Source organism: Nocardioides sp. LHG3406-4 (assembly GCF_049897745.1).
GTDB lineage: Bacteria > Actinomycetota > Actinomycetes > Propionibacteriales > Nocardioidaceae > Nocardioides.
Window position 1 is genome coordinate 959687 of sequence record NZ_JAFCWV010000001.1, and the last position, 19371, is coordinate 979057.

16 protein-coding genes are annotated in these 19371 nt (G+C 71.6%); 4 read left to right on the forward strand and 12 right to left on the reverse strand.

Annotated elements, in window-relative coordinates; genetic code table 11:
- Window positions 1–26: 26 nt before the first annotated feature.
- The 10 genes from ACP7BP_RS04700 to ACP7BP_RS04745 form a co-directional block, all read right to left on the reverse strand.
- Entirely contained in the window at window positions 27–1055 is a 1029-nt protein-coding gene (locus ACP7BP_RS04700) for an aldo/keto reductase (RefSeq protein WP_426242954.1), read from the reverse strand.
- 192 nt (window positions 1056–1247) lie between these two features.
- Window positions 1248–2411 carry an AraC family transcriptional regulator N-terminal domain-containing protein gene (locus ACP7BP_RS04705; protein ID WP_426242956.1) on the reverse strand — a complete coding sequence of 388 codons (1164 nt, stop codon included), beginning with the start codon at window positions 2409–2411 and terminating at the stop codon, window positions 1248–1250.
- A gap of 18 nt (window positions 2412–2429) precedes the next feature.
- Window positions 2430–3653 (reverse strand): S8 family serine peptidase, encoded by a 1224-nt coding sequence (locus ACP7BP_RS04710; protein WP_426242958.1) that lies wholly within the window; start codon window positions 3651–3653, stop codon window positions 2430–2432.
- Window positions 3650–5056, reverse strand: coding sequence for a type VII secretion protein EccB (locus ACP7BP_RS04715; protein ID WP_426242960.1), 1407 nt, complete (start codon window positions 5054–5056; stop codon window positions 3650–3652). Before ACP7BP_RS04715 ends, ACP7BP_RS04710 begins: the two co-directional genes overlap by 4 nt.
- A 7-nt stretch (window positions 5057–5063) precedes the next feature.
- Window positions 5064–6446, reverse strand: coding sequence for a type VII secretion integral membrane protein EccD (gene eccD / locus ACP7BP_RS04720; RefSeq protein WP_426242962.1), 1383 nt, complete (start codon window positions 6444–6446; stop codon window positions 5064–5066).
- A 97-nt stretch (window positions 6447–6543) separates the two neighbouring features.
- Window positions 6544–7902, reverse strand: a complete 1359-nt coding sequence (locus ACP7BP_RS04725) for a hypothetical protein (RefSeq protein WP_426242964.1) — start codon at window positions 7900–7902, stop codon at window positions 6544–6546.
- Window positions 7889–8263, reverse strand: a complete 375-nt coding sequence (locus ACP7BP_RS04730) for a hypothetical protein (protein WP_426242966.1) — start codon at window positions 8261–8263, stop codon at window positions 7889–7891. The genes ACP7BP_RS04725 and ACP7BP_RS04730 overlap by 14 nt, the downstream gene beginning before the upstream one ends.
- Before the next feature lie 133 nt (window positions 8264–8396).
- On the reverse strand, window positions 8397–8690 hold the full coding sequence (locus ACP7BP_RS04735) for a WXG100 family type VII secretion target (protein ID WP_426242968.1): 294 nt from the start codon (window positions 8688–8690) through the stop codon (window positions 8397–8399).
- Window positions 8691–8716: 26 nt separating this feature from the next.
- Window positions 8717–9040, reverse strand: coding sequence for a WXG100 family type VII secretion target (locus tag ACP7BP_RS04740; RefSeq protein WP_426242970.1), 324 nt, complete (start codon window positions 9038–9040; stop codon window positions 8717–8719).
- Window positions 9041–9204: 164 nt separating this feature from the next.
- On the reverse strand, window positions 9205–10566 hold the full coding sequence (locus ACP7BP_RS04745; protein ID WP_426242972.1) for a hypothetical protein: 1362 nt from the start codon (window positions 10564–10566) through the stop codon (window positions 9205–9207).
- Between the two features lie 102 nt (window positions 10567–10668).
- Here ACP7BP_RS04745 and eccCa point away from each other — a divergent pair, with 102 nt between their 5' ends.
- Entirely contained in the window at window positions 10669–14670 is a 4002-nt protein-coding gene (eccCa, locus tag ACP7BP_RS04750) for a type VII secretion protein EccCa (RefSeq protein WP_426242974.1), read from the forward strand.
- 3 nt (window positions 14671–14673) lie between these two features.
- On the opposite strand, the gene ACP7BP_RS04755 is transcribed toward eccCa, so the two are convergent.
- Window positions 14674–16230, reverse strand: coding sequence for a helicase HerA-like domain-containing protein (locus ACP7BP_RS04755; protein WP_426242976.1), 1557 nt, complete (start codon window positions 16228–16230; stop codon window positions 14674–14676).
- Window positions 16231–16337: 107 nt separating this feature from the next.
- Here ACP7BP_RS04755 and ACP7BP_RS04760 point away from each other — a divergent pair, with 107 nt between their 5' ends.
- Window positions 16338–16634: a type II toxin-antitoxin system VapB family antitoxin gene (locus ACP7BP_RS04760; protein ID WP_426242977.1), complete on the forward strand. Its 297-nt coding sequence runs from the start codon at window positions 16338–16340 to the stop codon at window positions 16632–16634.
- Window positions 16634–17137 (forward strand): LytR C-terminal domain-containing protein, encoded by a 504-nt coding sequence (locus ACP7BP_RS04765; protein ID WP_426242978.1) that lies wholly within the window; start codon window positions 16634–16636, stop codon window positions 17135–17137. The genes ACP7BP_RS04760 and ACP7BP_RS04765 overlap by 1 nt, the downstream gene beginning before the upstream one ends.
- Here ACP7BP_RS04765 and ACP7BP_RS04770 read toward each other — a convergent pair.
- Window positions 17134–18648, reverse strand: coding sequence for a potassium/proton antiporter (locus ACP7BP_RS04770; RefSeq protein ID WP_426242980.1), 1515 nt, complete (start codon window positions 18646–18648; stop codon window positions 17134–17136). The genes ACP7BP_RS04765 and ACP7BP_RS04770 overlap by 4 nt on opposite strands.
- 263 nt (window positions 18649–18911) lie before the next feature.
- Here ACP7BP_RS04770 and ACP7BP_RS04775 point away from each other — a divergent pair, with 263 nt between their 5' ends.
- A complete protein-coding gene (locus ACP7BP_RS04775) occupies window positions 18912–19343 on the forward strand; it encodes a hypothetical protein (protein ID WP_426242981.1) in 432 nt (143 codons plus the stop codon).
- The last annotated feature ends 28 nt before the right edge of the window (window positions 19344–19371 follow it).

Sequence of the window (19371 nt, forward strand, 5' to 3'; positions counted from 1 at the left end):
CGATCCGGTATCCGGGGCTGACCCGATCATGCTGCGGAGCGGTCTGGGGTGGGGCGGCGACGGAGGGTGGGATCGAGTACGGCGGGTGGGGTGTAGGCGACCTCGTTCGGGCCAGCCTCGGTACCGGGTGGTGCGATCTCGTCGATCCGGTCGAGGATGTCGTCATCGAGCATGACCTCTGCGCCCGCCAGGAGGTCCTCCAGGTGATCCATGGTGCGCGGGCCGATGATCGCCGAGGTCACGCCCGGGTGTGACACAGCGAAGGCCATCGCCAGATGGGTCATCCGGAGCCCTGCCTGGTCCGCGAGCGTCACGAGTTGCTCGACCACGGCCAGCTTTCCGTCGTGCTCGAAGTGCACGGGCATGCTCGCCGAACGGTGGGTCTCGTTCGCCTGACCCCTGCGGATCCGTCCGGTGAGCAGCCCCTGCGCGAGCGGACTCCACACCAGGGTCCCCATTCCATAGCGTTGAGTGACCGGAAGGACCTCACGCTCGATGACGCGGTTGACGATCGAGTACGGCGGCTGCTCCGTTCGGAATCGTGCGAGACCGCGGCGCTCGGCGACCCACTGGGCCTCGACGATCTCGGATGCGGGGAAGGTCGACGTGCCGATCGCGCGGACCTTGCCGCTCTGGATCAGATCGGTGAGGGCCGAGAGCGTCTCCTCGATATCGGTGTCCGGGTCGGGGCGGTGGATCTGGTAGAGGTCGAGGTGATCGGTCTGCAGTCGGCGCAACGAGTCCTCGACGGCCCGCGTCAGCCAGCGGCCGGAGTTGCCGCGGTGGTTCGGATCGTCGCTCATCGGGAAGTTGGCCTTGGTCGCTAGGACGACGTCGTCGCGGCGGCCCTTGAGGGCCTTGCCGACGATCACCTCCGACTCGCCGCCCGAGTAGATGTCGGCAGTGTCCACGAAGTTGATCCCGGCATCGAGCGCCCGATGGATGATCCGGGTCGACTCGTCGTGATCGGGGTTCCCCATGGCGCCGAACATCATGGCGCCCAGAGCGTACGGGCTGACCCTGATCCCAGTCCGGCCCAGCGTGCGGTACTTCATGCTTCTCCTCGAAGTTCAGCGGAATGATCAGCGGGCACCGGTGGCCGTCGACCGGGAAAGCAGAGCTCGGCCCAGGAGGAGGTAGTCCTCCAGACCGGCGCGCGGCAGTGCGGTGCCCGTGCTCCCTATGACATCAACGGCAACGGCACCGCAACAGCGCGATCGTCCCGCGTCCTTGCCCGTTCCTGCTGCTCAGGGCAGTGCCGGGGCAGTGGCCTGGTCACGGAGCTGGGCGGAATCGACGCTGGGCGGGGCGCCGAACTGGCGGCGGTACTCCCGGCTGAACTGGGACGCGCTGACGTAACCGACCCGGTGTCCGGCAGTCGTGACGTCGTACTCACGGCCTGCCAGCAGGAGCCGAGCCTCCTGCAGTCGGATCTGCTTCTGGAACTGGATCGGGCTCATCGAGGTGACCGCACGGAAGTTGCGGTGGAAGGCGGACACGCTCAGGCCGGCGAGCCGGGCGAGCTCTTCGACCTTCAAGGGCTCCTGGTAGTTCTCACGGATCCACCGGATCGCTCGCCGGATGTGCGTGCTCCCGTCCTTCGCGATCTGCTGAACAGCGCCGCCGCTGTCGCCGGTGAGCAGTCGCCACAGGATCTCTCGTCTAATCAGCGGAGCGAGGACCCTGCGGTCCTCCGGGTGGTCGAGGAGGCGCAGCAGCCGCACCACGGCATCGAGCAACTCGTCTGGGGCATCGCACACCGCGATGACACTCGCCCCCGCGGGACGCGGCGGAAGATCGGCCTCCACGAGCAGGTCGGCAAGCTCAGCAGGTTCCAGGGTCATCCCGAACCCAAGGGTCGGGACCCCTGAGTCGACCACGTGACCAGTGACCGGGAGATCGGCTGAGGTGACCAAGTACTGACCAGGGCCGTAGTCGTGGACCTGATCTCCGAGCGCCAGACGCTTGCCGCCCTGGGCCACGATGGCGAGCGACGTCCCAGACATCGAGGTCGCCGGGACCACCGGTCGGTCGAACCGGCAGAGTCGTACCCCCTCCATCACAGTGGTCTGACCGGTCCGAGCGTGACGCGCGAGCAAGTCGCGGAGTTCGCCCAGCGGCATGACCCGATTGCAGCACAGCACGGCCAGCACGGCCAGCACGGCCCGCGCGGCCGGCAGCATCAGGCAAGGACCGAAGACTGTTGTGCATGTGAAAGCCAGGATCAGGGCGAGGCGGGAGCTGGCACCGACCGGCTGTGGCTGGCTGACACCATCGCGGCGATCAACCTGCCTACCCACATCGGCCGCAAGTCGCCCGAGGACATGTTCGCCCTCGTGCCGCGCTATGCAGCAGGCGGCGGCCGACATCGAGACGAGGGCCGCCAGAAAGCGCAACGGCGCGACCAGCAACTGCGGCTGCTGAGCGCCTCAGCCGGACGACGTACGACGGAACAACGGCCTCGTCATGAGCGCCAGCGCCAACAGCGCACCGGACCCCAGCGCGAACCACATGAGCATCGTGCGTGAGGGCCCGTAGGCGTCCACGCGCTCCGGGGCGGGCGGCGCCTGGGCGTCGGCGCGCGTCTCGGCGGTGGTGCGCTGGGTGTCGCCCTTCCTGTCCGGCACCAGCTGGCGGGTCAGCGCGTCGGCGGCCTGGACGACGCCGGCGCCGGTCCAGGGGTTCGGGTTGGCCTCGGATCCCTCAGCGGTGCGCATCAGCCGGGCGACGATCTGGCGGGCGGACTCCCTCGGGAAGCGGGACCGCAGCAGCGCCACGACGCCGCTGACCTCCGCCGCGGCGTACGACGTGGCGATCTCGTCGGCGATCTGGCAGCGCTGACCGTTGAGGTTGACCGAGATCGCCCCGGCGGTGGGAGCCGCGACGTCGGTGTCGGCGTTGGGATACACGAAGGGCCGGACGTCGGTGAAGGCGGAGGGGCCGACCGCGTTGACGGCGAGGACGTTCTTGTAGTCGGCCGGGTAGATGTCCGCGTCGCTGGTGGCGCGCGCGGGCGGTGCCTCGCCCTCCTCCTCGGTGCGCCGGTTGCCGCTCGCCGCGACGATCACCACGTCGAGCTGGGCGAGCCGCTTCACCGCCGCCTCGAGGACGGGGTCGTTGGCGGGTACGGCGAGGGAGACGTTGACGACCTGGAACGGCGTGGTCCGGTGCAGTGCGACCAGCTGGTCGATGCCCTGCGCCAGCAGCGCGGACGAGACGCCACGCTCCCCGCGCTGGGGGTCGGGGTCGTCCTTGTCGAGCACGCGCATCGAGAGGATGCGTGCCTTGGGCGCGACGCCGTCGGGTCCGGCGATCAACCCGCCGACGATGGTGCCGTGCCCGGACAGCAGGGTCGGCTGGAGACCGGGCACCGACTGCTGCACCACGTCGATGCCGAGGCCGGCGCCCACACCGCTGTCGACGACGGCGACGGTGACGCCCGCGCCCCTGGTGATCCGCTGGGCCTCGGGCACGTGCATCCGCTCGAGCGGCGCGCTGACGTGCGCCTTGGTGTCCGCGGTGCGCTCGGACTCGGCGATGATCCCCTTGTCGCACGGATCCTCACCCTCGGCGGACGCCGGCCCGGAGCCCACCGGCACGAGCACCAGGGAACCCACCAGCGCGCCCAGGGCGCCGGCGACCAGCCGCCTCATGAGGCTGCGTCGGGCGCGTCCTCGGGCACCCGCCGGGCCATGTTGACCGAGAGGTCCACGCCCGGGGTGAAGAACTCCATCCAGGCGTCCGGCACGACAGGCGCGTCGTACCCGCCGTAGCCGATGTAGTCGGCCACCTGCGGACCGATGAGGGCATACTTCGAGCCCTTCGCGTCCACGACGTACGGCGATCCGTCGCCACCGCCGCCGTCGGCCTCGCCGTCCCCACCGGAGAGCACGTACGCGCCTCCCGAGGGGTCGACGTCGACGTCGTGGCTGCCCGCGCCGAGCTCGGCCGCGGACGCGTCGTCGGTCGGGTTCACGCCCAGGGCGACCGAGGTGCCGCCCTCGTCGTCGCCCACCAGGACGCCGCACATCTCGCCACCCTGCACGCCCGTGGGCGCTGCGCTCGGCCACTGCTCGGGAGTGACCGGGGCGGCGAGGAAGGCGTTCATGGTGCTGGGGAGCTGCTGCGGTGCGGCGCCGACGGCCTGGTAGACGAGCGCGGGGAACGGGTCGAGCGGCTCCGGGGCGTCGTCGGCGAGCAGGTAGTAGCGACCCTGCTCGTTTTGGAGGAGGTCCCCGATGCGGTACGCCGACAGGTCGGTCTCGAGCTCGGCGTAGTCGACCGGCTGCCCAGCCTTCGTGACGCCGAAGGAGTCGAGGGTCAGCTCCGGACCCAGCGGGAAGAGGTTGAGCCAGTCGTCGTCGACCACCGCGGCCTGGGTGCTCGCCCCGAAGCCGAGGGAGTCGAGCAGGCTCGACAGCGCCGTCGGGTCGGTCGGCATAGCGAACCGGTACGCCTTGCCCTCCGGCGAGGCGGCGATCAGCCACATGTCACCGCGACCGGTGGTCACCGCGAATGCGCCACCGGCGGCGGGGTCGACCTGCGGCGCCTCGTCGACGTTGAGCTTGATGCCCTCGCCGTCCTCGGTGCAGGCCGTCCAGCCGTCCTCGATCAGCTCGGAGGTCGCCGGCAGGCCGGCCGGGGCGCGCTCGATGCCGAGGTCGTCACCGAGGCGCACGTCGCGGATGTACTTGTCCTTGACGGAGTAGACGCTCGGCTCGGCGCTGCCCAGCAGCAGCTGCGCGGAGACGAAGTTGGGCACCCGCTGGATCACCGGGTCGTCACCACCGCGCAGGACGACGTACTGCTCGCCGGTGTCCTTGGAGATGACGAAGCTGCCCTTGTCGAGCCAGCTGGAGTTGGGCCGACCGCCCAGGAAGCCGGTGATCGCAGCACCGGCGCACAGCAGCACGGCGAGCGCGACGCCGCCCACGATGCCGCGGCTGGGCTTGGTCGGCTCGACCTCGCGGCCGCCGGGCGCCCCCGACAGGAACGCAGTGACCAGACGACGGCGGCTGAACGAGTAGGCCTCGACGAGGTCCTTCTTGGTCGACATCGCTCGATCAGCCCCGGATCTTGTCGAACAGGCCGATGGCCAGGACCAGCAGCGGGAGCAGCGACAGCAGCGCCATGCTCTCGACGACGTCGCCGAGCCGGCCACGGCGTACGGACGGCGAGACCGGCGCCAGCGTCAGGACCAGGAGCACGGCGCCCACGACGGCCAGTGCGACGGCCGCACCAGGGCGCCACGACTCGTGCAGCAGGAGCATCGAGACCGCGACCGAGACGAGCCCGGCGATGCCCGAGCCGAGGCCGGCGAGGACCTCGGAGCCGGTGCGGTACTGGCGGGTGCGCAGCATGACGGCGAGCGCGCAGACGATCGCGAGGATGGTGCCGGAGACGCCCAGCCCCACGGCGAACGGCGCGACCAGCACGAGCAGCACGCCGACCGTGGCGGCGACCGCCAGCAGGATCTCGTGGGCGACCTTGGCGTCGGCGCCGACGCGGTCGGCGTCGATCTCGTCAGGGTCGGAGGTGATGTCGGCGAGGCTGAAGATCTGGTCGACGCGGGTGCTGGTGGCGCCGAGCGCCAGCCACGGGAAGATGTTGCCGAGCAGCACCACGACCGTCATCACGATGGTGAGCACCACCGCGGGGTCGAAGTCCACGACCTGCATGGCCAGGCCGGTGGCCGTGAGGATGCCGCCCACCACGATGGCGGGGATGAGCAGGGCGCGGCCTTCGCTCAGCCCGACGAGAGCGACGATGCCGACAGCCAGGACGGCGAGTCCGGCGCAGGCCAGCGGGGTTCCGAAGAGGGCGTCGGGCAGCGGCCAGGACCAGCCGGGCAGGCTGCCGGGCGCGAGCACCAGGCCGGCGACGACGGCGTAGACGGTGGCCAGCAGGGCCACTACGACGCCCGCCTCGGGCTCCTTCTGGGAGCGGGCGAGCACGATCGCGCCCACGACGAGCAGCACTGCGGCCACCCCGGAGGCCACGCCTCCGAGCAGACTCTCGCCCTGCATGAGCAGTGCCAGCGCGCCCAGGCCGAGCAGCAGGGCGGCGGCGGAGAGTGCCGTACGCCGGCCGGCGGCCGGCTCCCACGGGCTGAGCTCGTGCTCGACGACGTCGGCCATCGCCTCGACCACGTCGTCGTAGACCCGGGGTGCCTCGTCGTTGACCCCGACAGCGACGGTGAGCACGCCACCGTCCTCCACGCCCTGGATCGACAGGCCGGCGTCGTTCATCAGCTGCCGGCCGTCCTGCGCGACGAGGCGGTAGCCGCCGTAGACCGTGGAGGCGTCGAGAAGCCCGACGCTCCGGGCCAGCTCGGGCACCAGCTCGGCCACCGGTACGGCGGCCGGCAGCACCAGGTCGACCCGCCGGGTCCCGGAGGTGACCGTGACCTTGACCAGACCGGACGTGCTCGCGGCCGTCTGACTCATCGTGTGTACCCCACCGTTCTCCTGCTGCCCGTCGCGTACGGACGGCCCCCGACGGCCCGCAGCCTACCTGTCGCGCGCCGGGGATCCGGACGTGCTGCTACCTGATGACGCCGGGTCCGGCGCCGTCCTCGTCGAGCCAGTCCTGCTCCGACTCCAGGGAGTCGTGGACCGGCGCCTCGTCGTCGTCACGGCGACCGGACCGGCCACCGGCCCCACCTGCACCCGCGCCCACGCGGGAGCCCCCACCGGACCTCCCGGAGCGACCGCCGGCAGCGCCGGCTCCGGAGCGACCCCCGGTGCCACCGCGGCCGCCACCCGCTCCCGCGGCGCCGGCGGCTCCCAGGGCGCCGCCTCGGCCGAGGGCGCCGGAAGGGGCCGCGCTCCGACTTCCGCCGATCGTCCCGGCAGCGCCCGCTGCCAGGCGTCCCGGCCCCGTGGCCCCGCGCACCGAGCCGGCGGCGAGGCCGCTCCCGGCGAGTCCCGCTCCCCCGGCCAGGGCACCGGACGCCCCGCCTGCGGCTGGAGTGCTGGCGGCGCCGCTGCCCGGCCGGCCGCTGCGCTCGGCGAGGTCGGGATCGAGGGGATACCAGCGGTGGCCGCTCTCCGTCGTGCCGCCCACGGTTGTCGTGCGGACGACCTCGGGCGGGCGGTGGACGCCCCGTCCGTCGTCCAGCCCCCCGTCGCCGCGGCCCTCGCCGGGACGCCACGGCGGCACCGGCTCGCCCGAGCCCGGAGGCACCGGTGGGCCGGACTCCCCGGGGTGGCCCGGGTGCCCGGGCGGCAGCGGGATGCCCGGCGGCGTGCGCGGAGGCTGCTCGGAGGTGCCGGGCGGCAGGCCGGGGTGCCGCGGGGGGTGGCCCGGCGGGTACGACGGCCCGCCCGGGTCCCCGTCGCCGTCGCCGTCGCCGACGGGCGGCAGGGGCAGGTCGTGTGAGGTGCGGATGGCGTGGTCGGCCTGCCGGTAGGCGGTGTCGAGCTTCGCCAGCTCGACCCGGCACCGCTCCTCCCGAGCCGCGGCCGCGGTGTCGTGGTCGCCCTGCTTCTGGTTGTGCGCGTCCCGCGCGGCCTGGTTCTGGGCCACGGTCCTGGTCGGGTCGGGGGTGAAGGTCCCCGGCGCAGCGGAGACGGGGTGCGTCGTCTCGATGTTGTCGACGAACGCGCACGCCTGGTCGAGCGCCTGGCCCGCGTCGTCGAGTGCCGCGGCGGTCCGCTGCAGGACCGTGGTCTGGTCGGAGAGGTGACTGCGCATCTCGGTGAAGGCGGCGAGCGCCCCGGCCCGGGCACCCGGTCCCATCATGGAGCCCCGGTCGAGCCCGCTGATCCCATCGCCCAGCGACAGGGAGGCGGCCTCGAGGTCGGCGATGGACGCCTTCCACACCGAGGCTGAGTTGGTCAGCGCACCCGGGCGGGCGCCGGCGACAGCCGCCCGGAGGGCGGTCTCGTTAGGACCGGTCATGGCGATCCCCCTTCCACTCCCCGCGATCGGCACGGGCGATGGCCACGAAGTGCGCGCTGTTGAGCTGGTCGGTGTCCTCGAGGTCCTGCACGGCGGCGTCGAGACCGTCGCTGAACCCGTGGAGGTTGGTCCGGAAGCTCGACGCGGTGTCGACCGCACCCTCGTGGGCGAGCCTGTGGGTCTGCGCCAGCTGACGACCCCAGGGGAAGTCGCCGAAGCTGGCTAGGCTGGTGTGGATCTTCTCGATCTGGGTCGCCACGGCATCCGCGCTCACGCGCAGGTCCTTGGCGATCGCATCGACGTCCTCGCGGTGGAGGTTGATGTTCTCGGGACGGTTGTCGCCGCCCGGCGTGGCAGACATCTGGCTTCCTCGTGGTCACAGTGCGGAGGCGACAACGGTAGGCCGGGGGCGCCGGACCGGTCGTGGAATGACGGAAATGAAAGAGGTCGGTCACCCAGCTGGGTGACCGACCTCGATCGACTGGCGTGGTGGTTCAGGAGAAGCGGTTCGCGCCGCGCTGGTCGGCCGACTTGTACTCGCCGTTCGACATCGAGACGGCGTTGCCGACGTCCTGCAGGAGCAGGATCATCTCGGCGATGGCCTGGTCCCACGTCTGCTTGGCGACGGCGTACGACTCCTTGGCGGAACCGGTCCAGTTCTCGCGGAGCGGCTTGAGCTCGTCCTCGAGGGTGTTCAGGCGGCCGTCGATGTTCTTGGCGGCGGTGAGCAGGTTCTGGCTGGCCTCGTCGAGGGCGCCGTGGTCGACCTTGATTCCGTCGAATCCCATGATCAGTTTCCTTGTCTGTGAAGGCTTCAGTTGAGGCGGTCGAGGAGGCGGGTGGAAGCGTCAGCCTGCGACAGGTCGGTGTTGGTGTTGTCCTTCTCCGTGTCGAGCAGGGACTGCTGGAACTGGTCCAGCGCCGTGACGATCTTGTTGGCCTTGTCCTGCCACGCGTTGTGGAGGTTGTGGAACGCGGTCGCGCCCTGGCCGCCCCACTTCATGCCCATCCCCTGGATCTGACCGCTCAGGTTCTGGTTCAGCTTCGTGACGTCCTGGCGGGCCGTGGCCACCTTGTCGGCCGCCTGGGACAGCGCCTTCTCAGTCTGGCTGAGACCGGCGGCTCCGTTTTCAGACATTTCGTTTCCTTCCCCCTAAGCGACCACCGTGGCCACCAGAGACTGTTTGTTGGACTGGCTGGTTCAACTGTGCGTTGAATTCACATCTGTGTTGCGGTTGTCCCGGGGAGACGTCCCGACCCCCCGGACAACATCGGTCTACCCGGGCGCCAGACCCCTAAACATCACGAGTTCATTTCCCACAGGGCACGAAAGAGCCCGGAGGCCACGACCGCGGCCCCGATCCCGAACGCCCCGGCCATCACCTCGGCGACTTCGGCGCGGCGCGACCACCACACCGAACGCCAGCCACGACCGGTCGCGACACCTGCCGCGACGCACACCAGGCCGATGGTCACCGCGCCCGCCACGATGCCGGCCTGCTGAGCCGGGCTGGCGATCCGCAGGATGACGACGAAGAACACCGCCCAGCACACGAGTCCGGCGAGGCGGAGCAGGGCGCGGGCCGCGGCGTGCCGGTAGCTGCGGGCGACCGCCAGGATGGCTGCGCCTGCGAAGAACACCAGGCAGCGCGCTCCGATGCGGTCGACGTCGACCACGGCGGTCTGCAGCAGCAGCGGCACGGAGATGCACACCACGACGAGGATCGCGGCCGCGGAGGCGGTGATCATCCGGGTGCCGCTCGCCACGAGCTTCTTCATGGCCGACTCGGGCACGATCATCCGGCCGCGCCGGTTGGTCACTCCGTCGCGGGCCGACCACGCCGTCACCGCCAGCTTCTCCATCTCGATCAGCGCATGGTCAGGCACGTCGATGGCGAAGACGGGGGCGAAGCGCGCGCCGAGCATCGCCAGCGTCAGCAGGATGGCCCAGCCCACTCGCGGCTCGAACTCGGTGAACACGGTCAGTCCGGTGACGCTGGCGACGACGGACGACACGACGATCCAGACCGTGAGCGCCTCGTCGCTGCCGGGCGACCAGGCCCGGCCGACGGCGGCGATGACGGCGGCGGCCAGGGCGCACGCCGCCACGATGCCGGGTATCTGGTAGCCCGCAGGACCGACGTACGCGAGGGCGGCCGCGGCAGCGAACGCCGGCGCGGCGACGACCCGGTGCCGGGCATGGCTGCCGACCGGCAGGGTGGCGAGGAGGCCGGTGAGGAGGAGACCGCCGGCTACGGCGACCCGCGTGGTGTCGGACTCGATGGTCGTCGCGAACAGGCCGGCCAGGGCGGCGGCGAGAGCGGCCGCCGTACAGCCGACGGCCGACAGCGGGCCCGGCTCGCCGGCGCGGGAGCGGGCGGCGTCGCGGGTGGAGCTGCGGGGCCGGTGGAACCCCGTCGCCGCGACGACCACGTCGCCCGACTCGACCCCGGCGTCGGTGAGCAGGCGGTCGGCCGGGATCAGCTGGCCGAGGGCGGTCTGCAGCAGCGGGATGGCGGTGAGGCCGGACTGGCGGGCGTACTCGCGGGCGACGTCGTGCGCGGTGACGCCACCGGGAACCATCAGGTCGACGACACCTGCGGGACCGTGCACGCTGAGCACCATCGTCGATGCGTTGGCAAGCACCGGCTGCGACTCAGCCACGCGTCCCCCTTCGCCGATCCCCCTGCGCGTCGGAGAGCAGAGTAGTCCTTGCCATTTGGATCCACCTATCATCTCCGCGACGGGCAATGCTGAGGGGGACGAGTGAGTACTGCACTGCGTAGTGGACAGCGACTCGACCAACCAGAGATGCCCGGCGGCCAGATCGTGCTGCAGCCGCCCCCGCAGCTGCAGGAGAACGAGGGCGCCTCCGGCGTCCTGATGAACGCCATCCCGATGCTCGGCAGCCTGGGCTCCATCGTGATGGTGGCGACCATGGGCGGCACCGGCGCCAGCCGCGGTCGCAGCTTCATCGCCGCGGGCATGTTCCTCTTCGCCACCCTCGGATTCATCGTCGTGCAGATTGACCGGCAGCGGAAGCAACGCGCCCAGCAGGTCACCGGCTCCCGCACGGAGTACCTGCGCTACCTCACCAACATCCGCAAGATCGCCCGCGACGCGGCCACCCAGCAGCGCCGGGCGCTGACCTGGCACCACCCGGACCCGAGCGCCCTGCCCGCCCTGGCCGAGGACCGGCAGCGACTGTGGGAGCACGGGCCGAGCGACCCCAACTTCCTGCACGTCCGCTACGGGCTGTGCGCCCAGCCGCTCTCGCTGGAGCTGGTGCCTCCCGAGTCGGCGCCCATCGACCAGGTCGACCCGGCCGCGGCGTCGGCGCTGCATCGGCTGCTCGTCGTGCACCGGCTGCAGCCGAACCTGCCCGCGTCGATCGACCTGCGCGCCTTCGACCGCGTCGAGGTCTGCGGCTCGGAGGAGGAGGCCCGCTCCCTGGCGCGGGCGATGATCTGCTCGGCCACCGCCTTCCACAATCCCGAGCAGCTGATCGTGGCCGTGCTGACCTCGGAGGCCAACCTCACGCACTGGGACTGGATCAAGTGGCTGCCGCACGCCCAGAGCGCGCAGGAGTCCGACGCGGTCGGCCCGATGCGGATGGTCACGACGTCGCTCGACGACCTCGGCGCCCTGCTGCCACCCGACCTGAGCGAGCGGCCCCGCTTCGGCGCCGACGAGCGCCCGGCCACTCCCCATATCCTGCTGGTGATCGACGGCGGCCACCTGCCGCCCGGCAACCACGTCGTACCCCCCGACGGGCTGCACGGCGTGACCCTGCTCGACCTGCCCGTCCGGTGGGACGAGCTGGAGGACCCCAGCCGCCTGCGCCTGGAGTTCACCGGGGCTCCGGAGCAGAGCGGCAAGTTCCCCGTGCACGCCATCCGGCTCCGGGCCGAGCCCGTCAAGGCGCTCGTCGACCAGTGCGACCTGGCGACCGCCGAGGCGTTCGCGCGCCGGCTCTCCCCGCTGCACGTGGTGACGTCGGGCAGCGACGACTCCAGCGGCGGCGAGATCATGGGCCCCTCCGACTTCATGGACCTGCTCGGCCTCGGCGACGTGCACACGTTCGACCCGACCACGTCGTGGCGTCCCCGGCCGGCCCGCGACCGGCTGCGGGTCCCGATCGGCCTGGGCGAGGGCGGCTCGATGATCCACATGGACATCAAGGAGTCCGCCCAGCAGGGGATGGGCCCGCACGGCCTGGTCATCGGCGCCACCGGCTCCGGAAAGTCGGAGTTCCTGCGCACGCTGGTGCTCGGCCTGGCCATGACCCACCCGCCCGAGCAGCTCAACATGGTGCTCGTCGACTTCAAGGGTGGCGCCACCTTCGCCGGCATGTCCGACATGCCGCACGTCTCGGCCGTCATCACCAACCTCTCCGAGGAGCTCACGCTCGTCGACCGCATGCAGGACGCGCTGTCGGGTGAGATGGTGCGTCGCCAGGAGCTGCTGCGTGCGGCCGGCAACTACGCCTCGGTCCGTGACTACGAGAAGGCACGGGCCGCGGGCGAGGACCTCGCGCCGCTGCCGTCGCTGTTCGTCTGCGTCGACGAGTTCTCCGAGATGCTCACCGCGAAGCCGGAGTTCATCGACCTCTTCGTCGCCATCGGCCGACTCGGCCGGTCGATGGGCATCCACCTGCTGCTCGCCTCGCAGCGCCTCGAGGAGGGCAGGCTGCGCGGGCTCGAGTCCCATCTCTCCTACCGCGTCGGCCTGCGCACCTTCTCCGCCGGCGAGTCCCGCACGGTGCTCGGGGTGCCCGACGCCTACGAGCTGCCGGCCGTCCCCGGCCTGGGCTACCTCAAGCCGGACCAGTCGACGTTGCTGCGGTTCAAGGCGGCGTACGTCTCGGGTCCGCCCAGCGGTCGCACCCGCGTGGTCCGCGACGAGGGCGGACACGTCCGCGGCATCCTGCCGTTCACGATCTCCGAGGTGCAGGCGCTGGAGCCGCTCGAGCCGGAGGTGGTCGAGGAGGCACCGGCCGCCCGCCAGAAGGAGGGCGAGCAGCCGTCGCTGCTCGACCTCGCCGTCTCCCGGATGGTCGGCCACGGCATGCCCGCCCACCAGGTGTGGCTGCCGCCGCTCGACGTGCCCGACACGCTCGACGTGCTCATGCCCGACCTGGTCGAGGACCCCGAGCTCGGCCTCGTCTCGCCGCACTGGCGCTCGATGGGAGGCCTCGTGGTGCCGCTTGGCACCGTCGACCGGCCCCGCGAGCAGCGCCGCGACACGATGACCCTCAACCTCTCCGGCGCGGCCGGCCACGTCGCCGTGGTGGGCGGCCCGCGCACCGGCAAGAGCACCATGCTGCGCTCGATCGTGACCAGCATGTCGCTGACCACGACGCCCCTGGAGTCGCAGTTCTTCGTCCTCGACTTCGGCGGCGGCACGTTCACCCCGCTGGCGCGGCTGCCGCACGTCGCCGGCGTCGGGACGCGTGCCGAGCCCGACGTCGTACGCCGGATCTTCGCGGAGGTCACGGGCATCGTCGACCGGCGCGAGGCCTACTTCCGCGAGCAGAGCATCGACTCGATCGAGACCTACCGCAGCCGGCGGGCCGCGGGTCGGGCCGACGACGGGTACGGCGACGTGTTCCTGGTCGTCGACGGCTGGGGCACGCTGCGGGCGGAGTTCGACGACCTCGAGCTGGAGATCCAGCAGCTCGCCGGCCGGGGCCTCACCTTCGGCCTGCACCTCCTCGTCGGCGCCACCCGCTGGGCCGACTTCCGGGCGGCCATGCGCGACATGCTCGGCTCACGGCTCGAGCTGCGGCTCGGCGACCCGCTCGACTCGGAGATCGACCGCAAGGTCGCCGCGCTCGTGCCGACGGGCCGGCCGGGCCGCGGCCTGGTGCCCGGCAAGCTGCACTTCCTCGGCGCGCTGCCCCGCATCGACGGGACGCCCAATCCCGAGAACCTCGGCGAGGGCGTCGACGACCTCATCAAGCGCAGCCAAGCGGCCTGGCACGGCCCGGCCGGCCCCAAGCTGCGACTGCTGCCCGAGCTCATCACCCTCGAGACGATCCGCGAGGACGCCGCCCGCCGCGACCAGCTGGGCAAGCAGCTCATCCTCGGGATCAACGAGAAGGAGCTCGCGCCGGCGACCCTCGACACCGACGGCGAGCCGCACCTGCTGATCTTCGGCGACGGCCAGTCGGGCAAGAGCGCCCTGCTGCGCAACTACGTCCAGGAGATCATGCGCACGCGGACGCCGAAGGAAGCGCAGATCGTCGTGGTCGACTACCGCCGGTCCCTGCTGGGCGAGGTGCCCGACGAGTACCTGCTGAACTACCTCACCAGCTCCACGCAGGCCACCCCGGTGATGCAGGAGATCGCGGCGTACCTGCAGAACCGCATCCCCGGACCCGATGTCACGCCGGAGCAGCTGCGCACCCGCACCTGGTGGACCGGTGCCGAGGTCTACGTCGTCATCGACGACTACGACCTGGTGGCGACCTCTCAGGGCTCGCCCGTCCAGGTGCTTCAGCCCCTGATGGCCCAGGCCCGGGACACAGGCCTCCACGTCGTGGTCGCCCGGCGCGCCGGCGGCGCGTCGCGGGCGCTCTACGACCCGGTGATCCAGTCGATGCGCGACCTCGCCATGCCGGGAGTGATGCTCTCGGGTCCGCGCGACGAGGGCATGCTGATCGGGAACGTCCGGCCCCAGCAGGCCGAGCCCGGCCGAGCCCGGCTGGTCACCCGCGACCGGGGCACGGAGGTCGTGCAGCTGGCCTGGACCGAACCCACGATGTGAGGGTCAGCGGCGGCCGGACTTGAACATGCCCCGGGCGATCTCGCGGGCCGCCGTGCGCATGAAGTCCTTGAAGGCGCCCGACTTCACGACGTCCATCACGATGCTGTCGTCGGCCTTGGGTGCCGGCTTCCGCGAGCGCTCGACCTTCACGTCGCGGGCCCGCTCCTTGGCCTCGGCGTCCTCGGCGGCCTTGCGTGCACCGTCCTCGAGCCGGGCAGCGAGCTTCTCGTGGGCCGAGTCGCGGTCGACCACCTGGCTGTACGTCGCGAAGCGGGGGCTGGCCTCGACCGTGCGCTGCATCTCGACGGGATCGGCCGGACCCATGAGCGACTCGGGCGCCCGCAGCCGGGTCCAGGCCACCGGGGTGGGCGCCCCGCGCTCGTTCATCACCGTCACGACGGCCTCGCCGATCCCGAGGCTGGTGATCACCTCGCCGAGGTCGTCGTAGGCGGACTTCGGGTAGGTGTCGACGGTCTGCCGGAGGGCCTTCGCGTCGTTCGGGGTGTGCGCCCGGAGCTGGTGCTGGACGCGGGACCCGAGCTGGGCCAGCACGTCGTCGGGCACGTCGGTCGGGCTCTGCGTGACGAAGAAGACGCCGACGCCCTTGGAGCGGATCAGCCGCACGGTCTGCGCGATCTGGTCGAGGAACGCGTCGGACGCGTCCTTGAAGAGCAGGTGCGCCTCGTCGAAGAAGAACACCAGCTTGGGCCGGTCGACGTCGCCGATCTCGGGCAGGTCGTGGAAGAGGTCGGCCAGCAGCCACATCAGGAAGGTCGAGAAGATCGCCGGCCGGTCCTGCAGGTTGGGCAGCTCGACCAGGCTGATGAGCCCCTTGCCGTCGGCCGTGGTCTGGAGCAGGTCCTTGGACTCGAACTCCGGCTCACCGAAGAACGCATCGGCACCCTGGTCCTCGAAGGCGATGAGCTCGCGCAGGATGACCCCGGCCGTCGCGGACGACAGGCCGCCGAGGCTCTTGAGGTCGGCCCGGCCCTCGTCGCTCGTCAGGAACCCCACCACGGCACGCAGGTCCGCGAGGTCGAGGAGCGGCAGGCCGGCCTTGTCGGCGTAGTGGAAGATCAGGCCCAGGCTGGACTCCTGGGTGTCGTTGAGACCGAGCACCTTGCTGAGCAGCATCGGGCCGAACGACGTCATGCTCACCCGCAGCGGGATGCCGGTGCCCTGGCCGCCGAGCGCGTAGTACTCCACGGGGAAGCCGGTGGCGGTCCACTCCTGGCCCACCGAGGCCGCCCGCGACGAGATCTTCTCGCCGGGCTCACCGGCCGCCGACAGCCCGGAGAGGTCCCCCTTGATGTCGGCGGCGAACACGGGTACGCCGTGCGTGCTGAGCTGCTCGGCCAGGAGCTGGAGCGTCTTGGTCTTGCCGGTGCCCGTGGCGCCGGCGACCAGGCCGTGCCGGTTGAGCATGCCCAGCGGGATCCGGATGCGGACGTCGGACAGCTGGGTGGCGTCGAGCATCAGCCCACCCAGCTCGAGGGCGGTGCCCTCGAACTCGTAGCCCGGTGCGACGGCCTCGGCGATGGTCTCGGGCGTCCGCGTCATGCGGCGCAGCCTAGACGTTTCACCGTGCTGCCGGCCTCGTGCGACGGGCACGGGCGACCGACGTGCGCGACGTGAGTCCCTGCGGCGTACGTCGTTATAGTCGCCGCGTGATCTTCAAGCGCGTCGGCGACGGCCGTCCCTACCCCGAGCACGGGCTGTCGTCCCGTGAATGGGCGGCGGTGCCCCCGAGCCAGGTGCGACTCGACCAGCTGGTCACCACCAAGGACACCTTGCAGCTCGCGGCCCTGCTCGACGAGGACTCCACGTTCTTCGGCGACCTCTTCGCACACGTGGTCTCGTGGCGGGGCGACCTCTACCTCGAGGACGGGCTCCACCGGGCCCTGCGCGCCGCGCTCCAGCAGCGCAACGTCCTGCACGCCCGCGTCCACACCCTGGAGGGCTGATGCTCGCCCGCGGGAGGTCGCTGCTGACGCTGGTCGTCCTCGGTCTCATCCTGGTCCTCGCGACGGCGTGGGGCTGGAAGGCGGCCACCGAGCCGCTGCCCGAGCGGGCCGATCCGCCGCTGTGCGTGCCGACGCCCGTCAAGGCAGGCGAGTCCGTCGTCCGCGAGCAGGTCGCGGTCAGCGTCTACAACGCGAGCACCCACAACGGGCTGGCCGGGTCGACGATGGACCTGCTGGAGGAGCGCGGGTTCGTCGGCGCCGACACCGGCAACGCGCCCGAGGGCACCGTCGTGTCGGGGGTGCAGGTCTGGTCGGACGACCCGGAGAACCCCGCCGCGCAGCTCGTCGCCCAGCAGTTCAAGCGGGCACAGATCCTGCCCGGCGCCTCCCTGGGTCGTGGGGTGACCGTGGTGGTGGGCGACAGCTTCAAGAAGCTCGGCAAGGACGTCGACACGGTGACCAGCGCGGCGGCTGCGACGATCTGCAGCCCGCCGGGGCTCTAGCCGCGCTTGTCGCCGTCACCGTCGCCGAGCCACTGGGCCAGGCGTCCACCCGCCGACACCTGGCGCAGCCGCTCCTCGGTGGCCTCTCGGGACTTACGGGGTGTGACGACGAGCAGGTCGTCGGCGTGCCGGAGCACGGTGCGCGTCTCGGGCACCAGCGTCTGGCCGTCCCGGATCACCATCGCGACCGACGACCCCTTCGGCAGCCGGAGCTCACCCACCTCGACGCCGTGCATCCGTGACGTGGGGCTGATCGTCACCTGCAGCAGGTCGGCCGCGATCCGCTCCAGGGGCGCGGCCTCGACGTCCAGCCCCCGCGGCTCCGACCTGCGCGCGACCCGCAGCAGACGCGCCGCCAGCGGGAGGGTCGGGCCCGTCAGCAGGGTGTAGATCACGACCATCACGAACACGATGTCGAAGAGGCGCTCGGCCCCCTCGACGCCCTCGGCCAGCGGGATCGTGGCCAGGACGATGGGTACGGCGCCGCGCAGCCCCGCCCACGAGATGAACGCCAGGTCACGTCGGCCCATCGGACTCACGACCGCGCCCGCGAGCACCGACAGCGGACGGGCCACGAAGGTGAGGACGAGACCGGCCACGACGGCCACCCCGACGATCTCCGCGGTCAGGCGCCCCGGTGAGAGCAGCAGCCCCAGCATCACGAACAGCCCGATCTGGGCCAGCCACGCGACCCCCTCGGCGAACGACCGGGTGGCCACCCGGTGCGGCAGCTCGGAGTTGCCGAGCACCAGCGCCGCGACGTAGACCGCGGCGAAGCCTGAGGCGTGCATGGCCGCGGCGGCGCCGTACGCGAGCATCGCCAGGCAGATGACCGCGAGGGGGTACAGGCCGGACGACGGCAGCGCGATCCGGCGCATCACCCAGGCCCCGCCGAACCCGAAGAGCAGCCCGGACAGGGCACCCACGACCAGCTCGAAGACGATGATGCCGCCGATGGTGGCGATGCCCTTCTCCGCGAGGGCACCGGTGGAGATGAGGCCGACGAGGACCACGGTCGGGGCGTCGTTGAGGCCGGACTCGGCCTCCAGCGCACCGGTGAGCCTGCGCGGCAGCGGCACGACTCGGAGCACGGAGAAGACCGCCGCGGCATCGGTGGGCGACGTCACGGCGCCGAGCAGGATGGCGAGCTCCCACGGGAGGCCGAGCAGGTAGTGGGCGCCGACCGCGACGGTCGCGACCGAGACCGCGACCCCGAGCGTGGCCAGCGACACGCCCAGCCGCATCGAGGGACGCACGTCGCGCCAGCTCGTGGTCAGACCGCCCTCGGCCAGGATCAGGGCGAGCGCACCGAAGCCGAGCGCGTGCGCCAGCTTGGCGTCCTCGAACCCGATGCCGACCCCCGACTCCCCCAGGGCCACGCCCATGAGGAGGTAGAGCAGCAGGCTGGGGAGCCCGGCGACCGACGTGACACGGACGGCCAGGATGGCCAGCAGGGTGACAGCCGCGCCCACCAGCAGGAAGGTGTCGAGCTGGTGGACATCGAAGGTCACGGTCACCTCGCTCGGCACTGGCTGGGTGGCTGGGATCGTGATCCTATCCTCGGGCGACCGGCGCGCGTCCGGGCTACGACCTCTGCGGTGGAGGCTTCGCTACGGTGAGCGGGACCCGGCCCGGAGAAGTCGTCGGCATTCGTGGGTTTGCCGGCGCCCGTTCCCGGGAAAGGGCACCGGCAAACAAGAAGCCGGCGGCCGCCGGCCGAGACGTTGGCCGATGAAGATGCAGCGAAGATGGCCAGTGGAGATTGGGTGGTGGCATGTACGGCGACACGGCGGCGATGCGCAAGCGCGTGATGCAGCTGCGGGAGCAGGGGCTGGAGATCCGCGCCATGGCGGACCGTCTCGTCTCCCAGGCGGAGAGCGTGCCGTGGCACGGACGCGCTGCCGAGTCCATGCGCACCCGCATCAAGGACCGCGCGTCCCACCTGCGCGAGGCCGCGTCGTTCCACGACTCCGCAGCCGAGTCGCTCGACAAGCACGTGCACGAGATCGACCGGCTGCAGGAGGCGATCTCGACCGTCGAGCGGAAGGCGGCCACCCTCACCGCAGACGCCCGCGCCCGCACCGCGGCGCTCGAGGCCGACGACTCCGGTCGTGCGCCCTCCGACGAGGACACCGTCCTCGCCCAGTTCGTGGCCCCGCCCGCCGGCCACAAGGACTGGCTGACCGTCTCGCTGCCGGGACTGTGACCGTGACGAGACTGCCCGTGATGAGGAC

Bases quoted from the DNA above. Each gene is read 5' to 3' on its own strand.
- ACP7BP_RS04700 (WP_426242954.1), bottom strand. From the start codon at position 1,055: ATGAAGTACCGCACGCTGGGCCGGACTGGGATCAGGGTCAGCCCGTAC.
- ACP7BP_RS04710 (WP_426242958.1), bottom strand. From the start codon at position 3,653: ATGAGGCGGCTGGTCGCCGGCGCCCTGGGCGCGCTGGTGGGTTCCCTG.
- ACP7BP_RS04715 (WP_426242960.1), bottom strand. From the start codon at position 5,056: ATGTCGACCAAGAAGGACCTCGTCGAGGCCTACTCGTTCAGCCGCCGT.
- eccD (WP_426242962.1), bottom strand. From the start codon at position 6,446: ATGAGTCAGACGGCCGCGAGCACGTCCGGTCTGGTCAAGGTCACGGTC.
- ACP7BP_RS04725 (WP_426242964.1), bottom strand. From the start codon at position 7,902: ATGACCGGTCCTAACGAGACCGCCCTCCGGGCGGCTGTCGCCGGCGCC.
- ACP7BP_RS04730 (WP_426242966.1), bottom strand. From the start codon at position 8,263: ATGTCTGCCACGCCGGGCGGCGACAACCGTCCCGAGAACATCAACCTC.
- ACP7BP_RS04735 (WP_426242968.1), bottom strand. From the start codon at position 8,690: ATGGGATTCGACGGAATCAAGGTCGACCACGGCGCCCTCGACGAGGCC.
- ACP7BP_RS04740 (WP_426242970.1), bottom strand. From the start codon at position 9,040: ATGTCTGAAAACGGAGCCGCCGGTCTCAGCCAGACTGAGAAGGCGCTG.
- ACP7BP_RS04755 (WP_426242976.1), bottom strand. From the start codon at position 16,230: ATGACGCGGACGCCCGAGACCATCGCCGAGGCCGTCGCACCGGGCTAC.
- ACP7BP_RS04765 (WP_426242978.1), top strand. From the start codon at position 16,634: ATGCTCGCCCGCGGGAGGTCGCTGCTGACGCTGGTCGTCCTCGGTCTC.
- ACP7BP_RS04775 (WP_426242981.1), top strand. From the start codon at position 18,912: ATGTACGGCGACACGGCGGCGATGCGCAAGCGCGTGATGCAGCTGCGG.